16 protein-coding genes are annotated in these 16,876 nt (G+C 42.5%); 10 read left to right on the forward strand and 6 right to left on the reverse strand.

The genetic code is table 11. The annotated features are described in order from the left end of the window. The first annotated feature begins 321 nt into the window (after positions 1-321). Positions 322-561, forward strand: a complete 240-nt coding sequence (locus ABMY45_RS19255) for a hypothetical protein (protein ID WP_349289356.1) — start codon at positions 322-324, stop codon at positions 559-561. A 409-nt stretch (positions 562-970) separates the two neighbouring features. On the opposite strand, the gene ABMY45_RS19260 is transcribed toward ABMY45_RS19255, so the two are convergent. Together ABMY45_RS19260 and bioA are read right to left on the reverse strand one after the other, a co-directional pair. Further along, entirely contained in the window at positions 971-2,308 is a 1,338-nt protein-coding gene (locus ABMY45_RS19260) for a lysine 2,3-aminomutase (RefSeq protein ID WP_102056818.1), read from the reverse strand. A gap of 188 nt (positions 2,309-2,496) precedes the next feature. Further along, positions 2,497-3,786, reverse strand: coding sequence for an adenosylmethionine--8-amino-7-oxononanoate transaminase (bioA, locus tag ABMY45_RS19265; RefSeq protein WP_349289357.1), 1,290 nt, complete (start codon positions 3,784-3,786; stop codon positions 2,497-2,499). Between the two features lie 148 nt (positions 3,787-3,934). On the opposite strand from bioA, the gene bioB reads away from it, so the two are divergent. The 4 genes from bioB to bioD are packed head-to-tail and all read left to right on the forward strand — an operon-like array spanning position 3,935 to position 7,592. Further along, entirely contained in the window at positions 3,935-4,978 is a 1,044-nt protein-coding gene (gene bioB, locus ABMY45_RS19270) for a biotin synthase BioB (protein ID WP_010604783.1), read from the forward strand. A 3-nt stretch (positions 4,979-4,981) separates the two neighbouring features. Then, positions 4,982-6,124, forward strand: coding sequence for an 8-amino-7-oxononanoate synthase (locus ABMY45_RS19275; protein ID WP_206472965.1), 1,143 nt, complete (start codon positions 4,982-4,984; stop codon positions 6,122-6,124). Then, positions 6,121-6,900 carry a methyltransferase domain-containing protein gene (locus ABMY45_RS19280; RefSeq protein ID WP_206472963.1) on the forward strand — a complete coding sequence of 260 codons (780 nt, stop codon included), beginning with the start codon at positions 6,121-6,123 and terminating at the stop codon, positions 6,898-6,900. The genes ABMY45_RS19275 and ABMY45_RS19280 overlap by 4 nt, the downstream gene beginning before the upstream one ends. After that, positions 6,897-7,592 carry a dethiobiotin synthase gene (gene bioD / locus ABMY45_RS19285; protein ID WP_227387123.1) on the forward strand — a complete coding sequence of 232 codons (696 nt, stop codon included), beginning with the start codon at positions 6,897-6,899 and terminating at the stop codon, positions 7,590-7,592. The genes ABMY45_RS19280 and bioD overlap by 4 nt, the downstream gene beginning before the upstream one ends. A 247-nt stretch (positions 7,593-7,839) precedes the next feature. Here the strand turns inward: bioD and ABMY45_RS19290 are convergent, their stop codons facing one another. Together ABMY45_RS19290 and ABMY45_RS19295 are read right to left on the reverse strand one after the other, a co-directional pair. Beyond that, positions 7,840-9,345: a hemolysin gene (locus ABMY45_RS19290; RefSeq protein ID WP_206472959.1), complete on the reverse strand. Its 1,506-nt coding sequence runs from the start codon at positions 9,343-9,345 to the stop codon at positions 7,840-7,842. A gap of 187 nt (positions 9,346-9,532) precedes the next feature. Next, positions 9,533-9,736, reverse strand: coding sequence for a hypothetical protein (locus ABMY45_RS19295; protein WP_010604778.1), 204 nt, complete (start codon positions 9,734-9,736; stop codon positions 9,533-9,535). A gap of 115 nt (positions 9,737-9,851) precedes the next feature. Here ABMY45_RS19295 and ABMY45_RS19300 point away from each other — a divergent pair, with 115 nt between their 5' ends. Next, positions 9,852-10,331 carry a GNAT family N-acetyltransferase gene (locus ABMY45_RS19300; protein WP_206472957.1) on the forward strand — a complete coding sequence of 160 codons (480 nt, stop codon included), beginning with the start codon at positions 9,852-9,854 and terminating at the stop codon, positions 10,329-10,331. Between the two features lie 44 nt (positions 10,332-10,375). Here the strand turns inward: ABMY45_RS19300 and htpX are convergent, their stop codons facing one another. Then, on the reverse strand, positions 10,376-11,236 hold the full coding sequence (htpX, locus tag ABMY45_RS19305) for a protease HtpX (protein WP_206472955.1): 861 nt from the start codon (positions 11,234-11,236) through the stop codon (positions 10,376-10,378). Positions 11,237-11,384: 148 nt separating this feature from the next. Then, a complete protein-coding gene (locus ABMY45_RS19310) occupies positions 11,385-11,909 on the reverse strand; it encodes a TetR/AcrR family transcriptional regulator (protein ID WP_349289358.1) in 525 nt (174 codons plus the stop codon). 129 nt (positions 11,910-12,038) lie between these two features. Here ABMY45_RS19310 and ABMY45_RS19315 point away from each other — a divergent pair, with 129 nt between their 5' ends. The 4 genes from ABMY45_RS19315 (at position 12,039) to ABMY45_RS19330 (ending at position 16,851) form a co-directional block, all read left to right on the forward strand. Continuing rightward, positions 12,039-12,245 (forward strand): hypothetical protein, encoded by a 207-nt coding sequence (locus ABMY45_RS19315; RefSeq protein ID WP_174168861.1) that lies wholly within the window; start codon positions 12,039-12,041, stop codon positions 12,243-12,245. Positions 12,246-12,377: 132 nt separating this feature from the next. Next, positions 12,378-12,860 carry a 5-(carboxyamino)imidazole ribonucleotide mutase gene (gene purE / locus ABMY45_RS19320; protein ID WP_010372883.1) on the forward strand — a complete coding sequence of 161 codons (483 nt, stop codon included), beginning with the start codon at positions 12,378-12,380 and terminating at the stop codon, positions 12,858-12,860. A 1-nt stretch (position 12,861) separates the two neighbouring features. Then, entirely contained in the window at positions 12,862-14,010 is a 1,149-nt protein-coding gene (locus ABMY45_RS19325) for a 5-(carboxyamino)imidazole ribonucleotide synthase (protein ID WP_349289359.1), read from the forward strand. A 357-nt stretch (positions 14,011-14,367) separates the two neighbouring features. After that, entirely contained in the window at positions 14,368-16,851 is a 2,484-nt protein-coding gene (locus tag ABMY45_RS19330) for a prolyl oligopeptidase family serine peptidase (RefSeq protein ID WP_349289360.1), read from the forward strand. Positions 16,852-16,876 lie beyond the last annotated feature (25 nt).

Genomic DNA, 16,876 nt, shown 5'->3' on the forward strand with positions numbered 1-16,876 from the left:
TCGCGGATTTGCACTTGCCATTCGCTAGTAGTTATCGTTTAATAACAATCAGTTATTTAAACGGTGATCTTCCTACAGAGGACTTTCACCTCATTAGTTAATGCCCATGTCGGGCGTACACAAACAATTTAAGAGTGATTCAGCACGCTTGGCATTTTTGGTTTGGGTTGAGTTTTGTGTTTACGGTGGTCAAGTTGAGTGAAGTGGTCGCGTGCTTCACACCTTAATTGGGCGTTAGTAGCCAAAAGGAAATCCGTGGAACCTGGAAATATTTTGAAAATTGATACTCTTAATGAAGGATGGCGGGATAAAGATTCCGTCATGCTCCATGCTTGTTTTCAGCTACTTTCTGATTGCGTAGAAAAGGAAGAGTTATTAAGCGGTCATACTGATTGGGACGCTGATGATAAACATCGAGCAGCCAAGAAGGAACTAGAAGCGTTGTATGCTTGGTGGCAATCTCATGATGAAGACGATATTCCTTGTAGCGAAGAAAAGTATCAAGAAGAAAACCAGATGCTAATTCGTTTAATTTACATCAGGTGGGCGCTTTGGACATAGCTACTAACAAGGCCATTAACTTCGCGCCATAGAAATTTTTATGCGAAACTCACCTAATACAGACGTTCTCCCTACTCATTTTGTCCAAATACGAGTCAGTCGAGTGTCCGTTATCGCAATTAGGTTTAAGATATGATGTTGCTATTGAACGGCCGAATTTGGCCCTTATTCGACAGTCAGATTTGATTAATTTCTAGCAATCAAACCTGATAGATACAGTTAAAACATTATTCAAATTAATGCTTTTAGCAGCCAGTTATCTGCAAAACTATCTGGCTAGATAAGGAAATAATTCACTGTGATTTTAAAAGCAATGAGTTAGCTCGTATCTTATTCAAGCACTAGGTTATTTAAATGCGCCAGATAAAATAAAAGCCAGCAATTTGCTGGCTTTTTGATATTTTTACATTTACATGGCGTCGTACTCGTCCTGCCAGAAAAACTTCTCTTCGCCAAATGCTGGCTTTAAGTCATCCAGCCAGTGGGCATTCTCGTCGAACTTGGCAAAGAATGGACGCTGCACCCAGTCAGGGTTTCGAGCTTGAATAAAGCGCAGCACAAATACTTTTTCGCCCGCGACTTCGGTTACGCCAGACACTTCAACTTTTCCAGGACCTGCACTCATTGAAGGGCCTCGAACTGTGCGGCTCACACCAGAGACTTGCTTATAAGCTTCACGGAAAGTTTCCCACGTTTTATGTAACGGGATTTCAAAGTAACGCTTAGCGCCGGTATCACGCTCGATAAACATGTAGTAGGGGATCATGCCAAGCTGTGTTTGCTCTTTCCACATGTCAGCCCACATGTCAGCGTCTACGTTTATATTATTTAAAAGCGGTGCTTGTGTTCTGATCTGTGCACCTGTTTTGCGGATGAGTTTAATCGCTTCACGTGTGACATCAGTACGCAGTTCTTGTTTGTGGTTAACGTGCGCCATGATTGACACATGCTTTCCGGCATCAACCAGCTCTTTTAGTAAGGCTAACAGCTCTTGTGCATCTGGATCGGTGACGTATCTAAAAGGCCAAAAAGTGAGAGATTTAGTACCGATCCTGATGGTACGAATATGGTCAAACCTTGGTTCTTTTAGCGCCTCTAGGTATTTACGCAATTTAACGGTGCGCATTACCATAGGATCGCCACCAGTCATCAATAGATCGGTCACTTCAGTGTGTTCGGCTAAGTAGTTGTGAAGCAGCTCGGCGTCGTTATTATTGAAGCGAGTTGCCTTTCCAACAAACTGCGCCCAGCGGAAGCAGAAAGTGCAATATGAGTGGCAGTATTGTCCTTGAGACGGGAAAAACAACACTGTTTCTTTATATTTGTGTTGGATTCCGTCTACGCGTTCACCTTCATACTCAGGAACATTTTTTTCCATTTGACCAGCTGGGTGCGGGTTTAACTTTTGACGAATTTTGGTGGCAAGGTTAAACACTTCTTCTGGTGTATGTTCACGACTTAACAAGTTGGCCATTTGCTCGTATGACTCGTCATCCAACATACCGCGCTGTGGGAAAGTTAATTGAAAAACAGGGTCATTAGGCACTTTGTCCCAATCGATGAGCTCTTCAATGACAAAGTTATTAACGCGAAAAGGAAACACGTTGGCGACGACTTTCATTTGAAAGCGAAGGTGTTCAGGTAGTTTATCCAATTGCTCAATCTTATCAATTTGGCGGTGTTGGTAAACAGTAAAACGAGGGGGCTGATAAGCTTCAGCTGGCTGCAATTTGACGGTTTGCTGCATAGATAATATGTCTCTTTTCTCATTTGCTAATGATAAAAGCGAGCATAGTAACATACCATTGATGTCATTTCAGGTACAAAGCGAGGAAAGTTCGAAATAACGTAATTTTATTGATTATGCGCCATGATTTTAGATTGCATTGTTAGAATTAGGTCATGAAATAGACCTAATTCCAAATTTATTGTGTTTTAGAAGTGTTCGCCGTCAATGGCAATATAAATCGCGTCAATGAGTGATTCAATATCTTCATTTGAGGTGATATAAGGCGGCATAATATAAATTAGCTTGCCAAATGGTCTTATCCAGACACCTTTCTGAATAAAGAATTTTTGGATTTTTGCAACATCAACAACCCTTTCCACTTCCACCACGCCAATCGCACCAAGAACCCTGACATCTATTACTGCATTTAGATTAAGACAGCGCTTGAGTGCGTTAAGCGCGCTCGCGACTCGTTCAATATTGGCCATTGTTTCTTGGCGCTTTAAGATAGTGAGACTAGCAACTGCGGCGGCACACGCTAGCGGGTTTCCCATAAAAGTTGGTCCGTGCATTAACACTTTCGCTTCGCCTTGGCTAATACCCAAAGCCACATCTTCTGTTGCCAAAGTGGCCGCGAGCGTCATGTTTCCGCCAGTAAGCGCTTTGCCAACACACATAATATCCGGTGAGATCCCTGCGTGTTCACAGGCAAACATTTTACCTGTACGGCCAAATCCAGTCGCAATTTCATCTAAAATTAGTAGCACCTCATACTTATCGCATAGCGCTCGAATCGCCTTGAGATATTCAGGGTGGTAGAAGTTCATACCGCCTGCATTTTGTACTATCGGTTCGATGATAAATGCCGCGACCTTTTCATGATGAGCAGCAAATGCGGTTTCTAACGTGTTAAGTTCATCTTGGCTTTGGCTGCCGTAAAACTCACTTTTAGGGGCATCGACAAACACTTGCTCAGGTAAAAAGCCTTGGTACATCGCGTGCATCGAATTCACAGGGTCGCAAACGCTCATCGCCGCGAATGTATCACCGTGATAGCCTTTTTTGGCTGTCATTATTTGGGTTTTGTTCTTTTTGCCTTTACTCAACCAATATTGGATCGCCATTTTGATTGCAACTTCAACACTGACTGAGCCACCGTCGGCTAGAAATACTCGATTAAGTGGGGCTGGGGTTAGCTCCACAAGTAGTTTGCATAACTCCACGGCAGGCTGATGAGTTAGCCCCCCAAACATGACATGGCTCATCGTGTCTGCTTGATTTTTTATCGCCGTGATTATTTCTGGATGACCATAACCATGCACAGCACTCCACCAGGATGCCATACCGTCAATGAGAGTTTCGCCAGTTTCAAGCTCAATTTTGTTATCGAATGTTCTTGCGGCTGGATAGACGGGCAGAGGGTCAATCATCGATGTATAAGGGTGCCATATATGCTTGCGATCAAATTCAATATTGATTGTCTGTTTATTGCTCATTTGTAAACCTTGTTGGCGCATGTAACGTTGACAATACTAAGCTAAGAAGTAGACTAAGCCAATCACCGTCAGTTTGACTGCGCTAAATTTAATCACTAGAAAATACTCGTGTTGTAAATTTAGGCAAGAATAAAAAGAGAATGAAAATATGGAATTAGGCGCGCTAAGACACGATTGGACACATGAAGAAGTAAAAACACTGTTCACCATGCCTTTTAACGACTTACTTTTTTATGCAGCAAGTATTCACCGCAAACACTTCAATCCCAATGAAGTTCAAATCTCCACTTTGCTGTCTATCAAAACGGGTGCCTGTCCTGAAGATTGCAAATACTGCCCACAGTCAGGTCATTACAAAACTGATCTTGAACGAGAGCGTTTGATGGAAGTGGAAAAGGTTGTAACTCAAGCTAAGTTGGCGAAAGAAAAGGGCGCGACGCGTTTTTGTATGGGCGCCGCTTGGTCTGATCCAAAAGACAGAGATATGCCTTATATCGCCAAAATGGTGAAAGAAGTTAAAGAGCTAGGTCTAGAAACCTGTATGACTTTGGGTAAACTGGATAATCAAAAAGCGCACACGCTAAGAGAAGCGGGCCTGGATTATTACAACCATAATTTGGACACCTCACCTGAATACTACGAGCAGATTATCACGACAAGAACTTATCAAGACAGACTCGATACCCTTGATCATGTAAGAGATGCAGGAATGAAAGTGTGCTCTGGTGGTATTGTAGGAATGGGAGAGCAGGCATCTGATCGTTATGGCTTGCTGATCCAATTAGCAAACCTGCCAAAACAACCAGAAAGTGTACCGATTAACATGCTTGTTAAGGTTAAGGGCACGCCACTTGAAAATGTTGATGATCTCGATCACTTTGAGTTTATCCGTACTATTGCGGTTGCGCGCATCATGATGCCACACAGTTACGTGCGTTTATCTGCAGGTAGAACGGCAATGAATGAACAGATGCAGTCGATGTGTTTCTTCGCTGGCGCTAACTCAATTTTCTATGGTGATAAGCTATTAACCACGGAAAACCCGGAAGCAGACGCCGATATGAATCTCATCAGAAAACTTGGGATGAACCCTGAAAAACGTGAAGATTATTCGGATGAGGCCTATGAGGCATCGTTAAGCTCTGCAATTGCAGACAAGGCGACATCAGAGCTATTTTACGAAGCCAACTAATCAATGTCGTTTGAGTATATTCAATCTGCCTTAGCAGCTCGTCACGCTGAAGGGTTGCTAAGAAAACGCATTGTGGTTGAAAAGGCCTCTGCAAGTAGAATTAAAATTGCTGATCAGCAATATATTAACTTTGCCAGCAATGACTACCTGGGACTTGCAGACTCGTTGGAATTTAACGCTCTCGCATGCACTGAAGCCGGAAGCCGTAGTTCGGCGCTTGTTACGGGTTATCTTGATATTCACCGTCAGCTAGAGGATAAGCTTTGCAGCGTTTTGGGTTATGATGCAGCACTGTTATTTCCAAGCGGTTTTGCCGCTAATACCAGTGTGTTAAAGGCATTGTTCACGCCCCAAGAAAAGCAATTAAGCGCTGCGGTGTTCCAAGATAAGCTCAACCACGCCAGCCTGTTAGACGGTGGTTTAGCGGGTAGCGCTAAGTTTGTTCGCTTTAATCACAATGATTTGACGCACTTAAGGTCTCGATTAGAAAAAACCAAAGCCGACAGTAAACTCATTGTGACTGAAGGGGTGTTTTCTATGGATGGAGACAAAGCGCCGATATCTGAAATCAGTGTGCTGGCTAAGTCTCATTCTGCGTGGCTCATGGTCGACGACGCTCATGCGTTTGGCGTTGTGGGAGCGCAAGGACTTGGCACGATTGAAAGCGGCATTAAACCTGAAATTTTGGTGATCACCTTTGGCAAAGCGATGGGCTGTCAAGGAGCTGCGGTATTAGCAAGTCATGATGTGATAAATTACATGACGCAATTTAATCGTGAGTTTATCTATACAACGGCGTTGTCGCCTATTATGGCAAGCGTTGCATTATGCCAGTTGAATAAATTGCTTGCTGCATCTGAAGCGAGACACAAATTACAAGTAAACATCGACTATTTTAAGTCGTTAGTTGCACAAACCAACTTATCTCCCATTCCAAGTGATACGGCCATACAGCCTCTTGTGTATGGTAGCAGCGAAAATGTATTAGCGGCGCAACATAAACTTAAGGAAAAGGGACTTTGGGTTGGGGCTATAAGGCCACCAACGGTTCCGCAAAATACCGCACGATTGCGAATAACAATAACGGCACAGCACAGTCACGAAGATATAGACAATTTAGTTTCGGCCTTAGTGGAGGGAGCATGAGCAAAGCACAAAAGACGCAAACAGCAAAGTGCTTTTCAAAAGCCGCGCAATCATACTCTCAACACGCCAACGTACAAAAACAGGCCGCAGATGTACTCTTTTCACGTTTAACACAGCAAAATAGCGAGCTTGGTGCGGTGCGTATGTTTCCTAGGTTGCTCGATTTAGGATGCGGGCCACATGAAAACTTTCATAGATTAAACGCCTTCACGAATCATTATGTTGGAGCGGATCTTAGCTTGGCTATGTTGGCAAGTGCTGAAAATACGACAAATAGTGTTTGCTGTGATATGGATAAACTCGCTATTCAGTCAAATTGTATCGACTTAGTCTTTAGTAATTTTGCAATTCAGTGGTCTAATTCCCCGCAAGCGTTGTTTGCGCAGTTGTATGAAGTACTAAAAAAAGAAGGACGAGTGTTGCTAAGCTCAGTGCTTGACGGCTCGTTAAACGAAATCGATAGCGCATGGCGAGCCATCGATGAGTGTGGCCATATCAATTCATTTTATTCGCTGTTGGCACTTAAATCTTTTGCTCTACAAGCCGGATTCGCAGTGACTTGGGCGGATGAAGCGTTATTGATTGATAGTTATGACACACCGTTAAAGGCGTTGCGCTCGGTAAAAAATATCGGTGCCAACGATGTAAAAACCGCTTCTCGTCGACAAGGTTTGTTAGGCAAATCAGCTTACGCTCAGCTGCTGAGTAGCTACCCTGAGAGTGAAAATGGTTTTGATGTCAGTTATCAAGTCGGATTTTTGGAGTTAAGGAAATGAATCAAGCATATTTTGTAACTGGGACCGACACAGAAGTAGGTAAAACCTATATTTCTACTTTATTACTGAAACTGTTGGCTAAGCACGGCAAAAAGGCTTTTGGCTTTAAGCCGATTGCGGCGGATGCTGAAGAGGCATTTGGTGAACTAGTGAACGTCGATGCTATCAGTTTAATGGAAGCTGCGACGGTGCACGGTACTTACGAGCAAGTTAACCCATTTTGTTTTGCACCAGCAATTGCCCCGCATATTGCAGCAAGACAGGTAAATGTTTACATCACAGTCGATAAGCTACATGAGCGCTTTAGTGAAATTCAGCAACTAGGCGCTGAGTATATATTATGTGAAGGTGCAGGTGGCTGGGCATTGCCCATTAACGACAACGAATATCTGTATGATTGGGTCGTCAGAGCACAACTTCCCGTTATTTTAGTGGTTGGCATGAAGCTAGGTTGTTTGAATCATGCGTTTTTAACGGCAGAATCTATCAAGCAAAAAGGGCTGAATTTGGTTGGGTGGATTGCAAACCAGATTGACCCTGAGATGTCTGTGTTTGAAGAAAACCTTGAAAGTTTAAAGCTTCGTCTAGACTGTCCGCTGCTTGCAACAGCGCCTTACAGTGAGGGCACACCAAAGCTACAGCTTCGCTCAGCGTTATTAGAGTTGTTTGAGCTAAAATCAGGTACCAGTTAGTATTAAATAACCTAAACTCGGGATAACAATTTGTTCTCTAGCAGCTGTTATTCCTTACTACTGCGTTAAATTTGCTTGCAATAGGCCAGCTATTGACGCACAAATTTGCCTTGTATTAAGAAATAACTTCTGGCTAGAGTGATATTACGCTTTTGAACTTAGTGATTTTAGTGGATTAACTAACTTCTTATCCCGAGTTCAGGTTAAACAAAGCGGCTTCTAAAGGTAGTAAGCCGCTTTGAGTCTGTTAGTTACAACCTTTTTGAATGGTTTGTGTTGTCACACTGACCTCAAAGTCATTGTAATCATTATCGTTTTCATCTTCCCAACGTTGATTGGTACCTGCAACTTGGTACTTGGTTGATAGAGCATTGCTGTTACCATCAATTGCAAGCACATAGGTAAATGATTGTCCTTGAAGGATGTCATAGCTGCCGGCACTGCCGTATTCATCAAGCAATTTAATATACTGGCCGTTTACTTTGATACCCCAGTCGTTATTGAATAACGAATCTTCTCTGACGAACGCGTAATTGATCCGCGTGTAGTTGTCAGGCACACATGCGGTTTCATTGTCGAGTATGTTTCCCGATAGGGTTTCATTGCCTGAGGTATTGCTCACGCCTGTTACGCTCAAAGAGAGTTCCCGATCGCCAGTGTACTCGGCATCGTCTATTGTTGCTATTTGAATGGTAGCTGTTGTGCTGCCCACAGGTATTACCAATGAAGTAGATGGTGCTACGTAGTCATCTGATTGCGTTGTCACATCATTGACCGCCACCGAAAAGCTGACGTCCTGCTCGAAGGCTTTACTTAAGGTAATTTGATAGCTAAGGGTACTTCCTTCATAAACCGTGTTTTCAATACTCGTTAACGTAAAAGACGGTGGCGAAGGAGGGGTTGGTGTGCCGCCGCAACCAGTAACGGTATAGCATGTACTGCTACCATTTGGGTTATATGTAAGGTCATTTACTCGTATTGGTAATGTATTGATATAACAGGTGCTTCCTGTATCAGGGTTTAACTTATAAATCGCACTTTTGTTGGTGTGTCCGGCGTCATTAATGATAACGCGACTGATAATAAGCTCTCCGTTACTATTAAGGCTTGCCCCTGTAACGGCAGTTAGGTCGTGATCAGATAATTTAGTCACAGAAAAGTCGTTGGTATTAACTTGGTAAACGGCTGCACTCGTGACTAGGATTAAGCGACCATTATAAAACTCAAGATCGCCGCGGTATTTTCCCGCCAATGAGGGGAGATCCGAGAGCTTAGTCGCGTCGCCTGTGTTTTTATCTATGCTGTAAATAGAATCGTAACTCGTTCCAATGAGTCTATCGTTTGTGCTGTCATATGCCAATCCCACCAAATAAGCCGTTCTACCGACTATGGTATGAGAGGTTCCATCAAAATATGCCAGTTGAACATAGCGATGTTTTTTACCTTCAATGGGAATATCTGCGTCAGCTGGTAAGTTTAGATGACTGGTATCAACTTTATAATCGATTGGCCTTGGTGCGGATGCATAGTACCAACGCGCACTGCTAGTATCATAGGCGAGTGCTGCCGAACTAAAAGCGGCTAAACTATTGGCGCTGGCTTGTCCTGCACCTTCATCTAGGCCAAACAAAATACCAATATCGCCGCGGCCAGCGTTAATACCAAAAACCTGACCTGGGCAACTATCTGCATAGGTGTATGTGGAAAGTAATGTTGAGAGTAAACCAAGTGTTGTGAGTGATGCTTTTAACATAGCAGGAACCCTAAAAAGTGTACGTCCTGTAACTTAAAACAACACAAAGCAATGTCTTCGCAATTGAGTCCAACTCAATGCGATGACTTAATCCTTTAAGGCGGGCGCTTCCATTATTGACTTTGCAATCTAGCGCTATAATTGATCATAATTTACACTTTTACAACAGTAAAATAGTTAAAAAGTACTAATTATTTGATTCTTGCCTATTTTTAAAGTTTGGCAATAATGACTCAACAATTTCTTTTGCTGAGATGGTATAGCGTACGCCAGAAAACATCACTGATGCATTTTCATCGATCCCTGTAATGCCCGTTAAAGTCCAGCCTTCACCTCTCTCTGGGCAGTAAACCTTTGTCGTTGGTGGGATAACGGTGAACTCTTGACTCATATTCATTCTCCAAAAATGCTAAATTATAAAGCAATGCAAGCGATCATAATATTGAAAGGTATATGTGCTGCAATAAGTGCTACCATTGCGGCAGATACTTAGACCTGAGCATTTTATGGAATTTGAAACACCAAGGCTAGTCATCAGGCCCATAAGGCACAAAGATAATCCGCAGTTATTAGCGTTACTTAATTTACCGCAGGTAAAAGCGTATAACGATTACGGCGATAACCTCACTGAAGTAGACCTTAAATGCATGATCCAAATGGATATTGAGCGTCAATATGAAGGTATAGGTGGTCGTTTTTGCCTCGTGTGTAAAAGCACTAAAGCGGTGATTGGATGTATTGGTTTCTATCACGAAGACGGTGATATTGAGGGCCTACATATAGGCTATGAATTAATGCCTGATTATTGGGGTAAAGGCGTGATGTTTGAAGCTTTACGTTGTCTATTTGCAAACAAAAGCCAGATTGAGTTTGAGCTCAATGTGGTTTTGGCGCATGTATCGGCTGATAATCACCGTTCATTAAACCTACTCAAGCGTATAGGGTTTAGCGCTGTTGGAAATAATCTGTATAAAATTGAGCTATAAAAAAGGGCAACTTAATCGTTGCCCTAGTATGAATGTGAAAAGAGTTACGAAAGTGCTTTAATTCTTTCATCAAGTGGCGGGTGAGAAGCAAAGAAGTCTGCAATAGACTTACCTGAAGCAATACCAAAAGCCATCATTGAGCCTTCTAATTGCGATTCATGGTTGTGCTTCAAACGCTCTAGTGCTGAACGCATTTTTTGCGCACCGACTAAATCCGCTGCACCTTTATCAGCTGCAAATTCTCGTTTACGACTAAAGTAAGCGACAACAACAGAAGCCAAAATACCAAAGAGGATCTGGAATATCATATCAAAAATAAAATATGTCCAGCTTCCACCTGACTCTTCTTCATCGCCATTCAAGAAGTTATCAACAATACCCGCCAATACTTTAGCGAAGAATATAACAAAGGTATTTACAACACCTTGGATCAAGGTAAGTGTAACCATGTCGCCATTTGCAACGTGCGACACTTCGTGCGCAAGCACTGCCTCTGCTTGGTCTTGATTCATGTTGTGGAGTAGGCCAGTACTCACAGCAACTAAGCTGTTATTTTTACTCGGCCCGGTTGCAAACGCATTCATTTCAGGGCTGTCGTAAATCGCAACTTCTGGCATCGCAATTCCTGCTTTTTTAGCTTGCTCTGCGACAGTAGAAACTAACCAATGTTCAGTTTCGTTTCGTGGTTGCTCAATAACATGGGCACCTGTTGATTTCTTTGCAATCCACTTAGACATGTAAAGAGAGATAAAAGAACCACCGAATCCAAATACGGCAGCAATAACCATAATGCCTGTATAGCTTCGGCTAGAAATACCAAACACAGACATTAAGATAGATAATACAATTCCTAACACAAGCATCACTGCTAAGTTAGTGATAAGGAATAAGATGACGCGTTTCATTTTGACCTCGTTAGACAAAAATAAGGAACTAAGTAACTTTTCCCAAGCACTTGCTTATTACACTAGTCCTAGATGCTTTATATGGTCAGAAGTTCAAAAGCACAAGTAAATTCGTATGAATATTCAAAGAAAGAACACATCATACAATTTATTGGTTAACCAGTTTCAACTTCTGAGATAGAGAATGCAGCATCTGGTCAACAGAACTATGCTCATTGCTTAACCCTTCTAATAAGGTCATAAAGTAGCAGTCCATCATAACGGTTGCTTTCAACTCATTGTATTCCTGCTCACTGAATAACAAGTGTTTGAACAAATTGAGTTGCCCCTTAAAGAATTCGCTATGCCAAATAATCCCACAAAGCAGCTCTTTACTGAAATCTCTATTGCTAAGATAAAAAGCAAATAAATACTTTGCATAGTGGCGTAACTTTAAGCAGGCACTATGCTGCTCATCTGATGTTTTCGCTTCATTAATTAGTTCATCTATTTGGTTATGCATTGCGACTTTGAGCATGTCGAGCTTAGTGGGGAAGTGAGAGAAAACCGTTCCCGTTGCCACGTTTGCTGCTTGGGCAATTTGCCGAGTAGTGGTGTTTTCAAAACCATTGTCTTGAAAAAGCTGCCAACTAGCACTGAGAATTTTATTGTACGTAATTTCTCTTTTTTTCATATGGTTACCTTTTTATTTGCGAAGAGAGTGTAGCACAATTCCAGATTATTTAAGAGATAAAGTTTGCAAATAATGAGCGCGCTCATTATTATAATTGAGCGTGCTCATTAAATTTCAATAGGAGTTGTTATGCAATATTTGAGCTTATTCATCGGATACATTCTATTCATCCCTTTTATCTTTTTTTACAGCTATATTCTTGGCCCAGCTTTAAAAATTGTGCTGATCCCTGGTGGTCTCGCGGTGCTATGCCTAATTATGGGTCCTAAAACGTTTTTCTCTCACTTTAACCGTGCTAAAGCATTAAGTATTGAAGAATTGATAGAGTCTAAATAACTCAGGGTGTCATCGCGTGATAATTGCAATAAGTTGATTCTTCGCATTAAAGACGAACTCAGGTATAATGCCCGCAGCTAAGGTGTGAAGGACCTTAGCCCTGTATCGTTCAAAATTAGTCGAGGAATTATTATGACCGTTGGCATCATTATGGGCTCAAAATCAGACTGGCCTACAATGCAACATGCAGCTGAAATGTTAGATAAATTTGGTATTGATTATGAAACTAAAGTGGTTTCAGCTCACCGTACTCCACAGCTTTTAGCGGATTATGCTTCGACAGCAGCAGAACGTGGGATCAAAGTTATCATTGCCGGTGCTGGCGGTGCTGCACACCTACCAGGTATGGCGGCAGCATTTACAAGTCTGCCTGTACTTGGCGTTCCAGTAAAATCAAAAACGCTAAATGGCGTGGACTCATTACTGTCAATTTGCCAAATGCCTAAAGGTGTTGCGGTAGGTACGTTAGCGATTGGCGACGCTGGTGCTGCAAACGCCGGTTTGTTAGCAGCTCAAATTTTAGGTTGTCAGCAGCCTGAGATTTTTGCAAAAGTAGAAGCGTTCAGAAAAGAACAAACAGAAACGGTATTAGCTAATCCAGATCCTGCGAAATAACATGAATATTCTTGTTTTAGGGGCGGGACAGTTAGCCCGTATGATGAGCTTATCGTCAACTCATCTTGATATAAAAGTGTTGGCCTATGATGTTGGCAGTCAAACGGTAATAAACCCCGTTACCTTTGCAACAACACCAGAGTCATTACAGCAAGCCATTGACAATGTTGATGCCATCACTGCCGAATTTGAACATATTCCACATGATGTTTTAGCGCTTTGCGAACAAAGCGGTAAGTTCTACCCTGGCGCAGAAGCAATCGCCACCGGTGGTGATCGCGCGAAAGAAAAAGCACTACTAGATAAAACATCTGTTCCTTGTGCTCCTTTCAAAATCATTACGGATAAAGCGCATTTTCTCACAGCGATTGATGAGTTAGGCATGCCTTTGGTCGTTAAAACCTGTCAGGCAGGCTATGATGGGAAAGGGCAATGGCGAGTTAAATCAGAGTCTGAAATAGATAGTACTTGGGCCGAAATGTCCGAGTTTTTGCAAGCAGGCACTGAAGCACAGCCTCACTCTATCGTTGCTGAAAAAATGATACCGTTTGACCGTGAAGTGTCGATTATTGGTGTGCGAGCAAAAAATGGCGAATGTAAAATTTATCCGTTGACTGAAAACCAGCATACCAATGGTGTACTGACCTTATCAATTGCCGGGAAAGAGAAAGCCAATATTCAATCGCAAGCGGAAGACGCATTTGCGAAACTTGCGAATGCACTCGATTATGTTGGTGTACTTGCTATTGAGTTTTTCGATGTTGAAGGTCAATTATTGGTTAATGAAATAGCGCCTAGGGTACATAACTCAGGACATTGGTCTCAACAAGGTGCCCATGTAAGCCAGTTTGAAAACCATATTCGCGCCGTTGCCGGTTTACCGATTGGTGATACAAGGCTGCTTCGCCCAACCGCGATGATTAATGTTTTAGGGCAAAGTCACATTCCATCGCAAGTTCTTGCTGTCTCAGGGACAACCAGTCACTGGTATGGCAAAGATGCGAAACCGGGCAGAAAAATGGGGCATATCAATGTTTCAGCTGACTCACTGCATAAATTAGGTGAAGCACTGGCGGAGCTTGCTGACATCTTGCCTGAAGCAGACTACCCTGGGGTCATGGAAACCGCTCAGCAATTAATTTTGAATTAGTACTACTGTTTTTAGCTAAAGAGGTCCATTGTTAACTAAAAACCTAAGCTTCTGATAACTATTGAGTTAGCTCATTCCTTTATCGAAGAGCTCTGGTTGGATATAAAAAATTTAATTTTTTTACTGTAATTTTTGGAACTCTTTTCTGATAGTGCGGTCTACTATTGTGAGGCGCGGATAGGCCTCATTTCATACTCGTTGTCCATCAACGACTATGTGAGCGCAGAGAGTATTTGGCCAGCATCCCTATGCTGGCCTTTTTTTGTCCCACCCATTGTGCTTTTAATCTTAAATCTGTCGATATTCCGCTGGCTTTCTGCTTAAATTAAGCAAATTTAACTATTATAAGAAAGTCACATGTTGAAACTCTCTCTTATCTCGATGGCAGTCGCTTCAGGTTTATTCCTTTCTGGTTGTCAGACCACTGAAGTAAGCCCAAAACCACAACAAGTTGAAGCCAATTCACCAGTCCCACAAGTTGTTGTCACTCCCGTTGATTTTGGTGGTGAGCAGATCACCCTAAAACAAGCAATGGCGCATCCTGATTGGTTGGGAAGACAACCAGAAGGCGCGTATTGGGGGGCCGATAGCAAAACCGTTTTCTATAAGCGTAAGCAAGCTGGTTCAGAGTTAAGAGATCTATTTAAAGTCAGTAGCGCACAAACAAGCGAAGCGGTTTCGCTGTCAGATTTACATGCTGTTGGTGCTGCAAACGCGATTTATAATAAAGGTCGGACGCTACAATCTTATGAATTTAAGGGCAACATATTCGTTAAAAACCTGAAGTCTGGCGCTTTGATACAAGTTACTCATTCTTCGAACTATGAGTATGCACCGCAATTCTTAAGTGATAACCGATTAGCTTACCGTTCAGGCAATGCGCTATTTGCGTTCGATTTAGCCACAGGTTTAACCAAAGAACTGGTAAAGTTACATTTATCGGATAAGCCAGAAGGGGTAAAAGAGCCAAATGGATATATCGCTGAGCAGCAACACGAACTGATTCAATTCGTCGCGCTAACGCACAAAAACAGCAAAGATCGAGAAGCTAGAAATCAAGAGATAGAAACGAATAACGCAAGCATCCAAGATAATCAGTTTTATCTTGGTAAAGGAAAAACGCTTATCTCAGTTAGCTTAGCACCTACTGGTGACAAGTTAATCGCCGTGATCACCGATGACAAACCAAGTCGTTCTGACTCTGACATCATGCCTAACTACGTGAGCCAAAACGGTGACATTGATCCGGTAAAAGCTCGCCGCCGCGTCGCAGACACTAAACCAATGAGTTCTGATGTGATTTTCATTGATTTAGCGAAATCAGAGCAAGTCACGCTGAGCTATGATACTTTGCCTGGCTTTGATGAAGATGTACTAGCCGAGGTGAAACGCGAAAATGCTAAGGCAAAAGGTGAATCATATAAGAGTGAAAAAGCACCACGTGATATCAACTTGATCGACACATGGGGCTGGAGTCAATCCGCTATCCAATGGAATAGTGACGGTTCTCAAGTCGCAGTGATGCTTGGTGCTTGGGATAATAAAGACAGATGGTTAGCAACTGTTGATTTTGATAAACAACAATTCGTTTCTCAGCACCGCCTACATGACAATGCTTGGATCAATTACACCTACAATGATTTTGGCTGGTTAAACAACCAAGATGCTTTGTACTATCTTTCAGAGCAAACTGGATATAGCCAGCTTTATGTTAAGCCGCTTAACGGCAAAGCAAAAGCAATGACTTCAGGGAAGTTTGTGGTTTCTGAACCAACCTTAACCCACGATAGTCAATTTGTTTATTACAAAGCCAATAAAGATCACCCAGGTTTATACGAAATTTATCGCGTCAATTTAGCAAGCGGTGAAGATGAGCAGTTAACCGATTTAGATGGCCTGACAGATTACCAGCTAAGCCCAGATGAGCAAAAGCTGTTGTTAACTCACTCAAAAATCATGATGCCTCCAGAACTTTATGTGGCGGATGCAGCGCCAAAAGCAGCGGTGTCACGACTCACTAATACGGTCTCAGATGCATTTTTAAATAAGAAGTTAATTGCACCTAAGATTGTTGCGGTTCCTTCAAGCCATCAAGGTGAGCCTGTCTACGCAAAAGTATATTACCCAGCAGATTATCAAGAAGGTGAAACGGGTAAGAATCGTAAGGCTGTGATCTTTAACCATGGTGCGGGTTATTTGCAGAACTCACATATGGGCTGGTCTAACTACTTTAGAGAGTTTATGTTCCATTCACTTCTCGCGAGCGAAGGCTATGTCGTCATGGATATGGACTATCGCGGCTCTAAGGGCTATGGCCGAGACTGGAGAACGGCAATCTATCGTCATATGGGTAAACCAGAAATCGAAGATTTGGCAGACGGTGTTGAGTGGATGGTGAACAACGCTAATGTTGACCGTGGTGCTGTAGGTACTTATGGTGGTTCATACGGCGGCTTTATGACATTTATGGCGCTATTTACTCAGCCGGATCTATTCCAGGCAGGCGCAGCTTTACGTCCAGTCACCGATTGGGCCTATTACAACGACCCGTACACCTCAAATATCCTTAATCGCCCAGATGTAGACCCAATTGCATACAAACGTAGTTCGCCTATCTATCATGCTGAAGGTTTGAAAAACAAGCTTCTGATCAATGCACCTATGGTTGATGATAACGTGTTTTTCCAAGATGTGGTGCGCTTGGTGCAACGCCTAATTGAGCTAGAAAAGGAAGACTTTGAAACGGCGATTTATCCAGTTGAACCGCATGGCTTTAGACAGCCATCAAGTTGGTTGGATGAATACCGTCGTATATACAAGTTGTTCAAAGAAAACTTGTAATCAAATGAGCGGATAAAAAAGCCAG

Origin of the sequence: Pseudoalteromonas sp. XMcav11-Q (assembly GCF_040104525.1) — a bacterium.
In the GTDB taxonomy this organism is placed as follows: domain Bacteria; phylum Pseudomonadota; class Gammaproteobacteria; order Enterobacterales; family Alteromonadaceae; genus Pseudoalteromonas.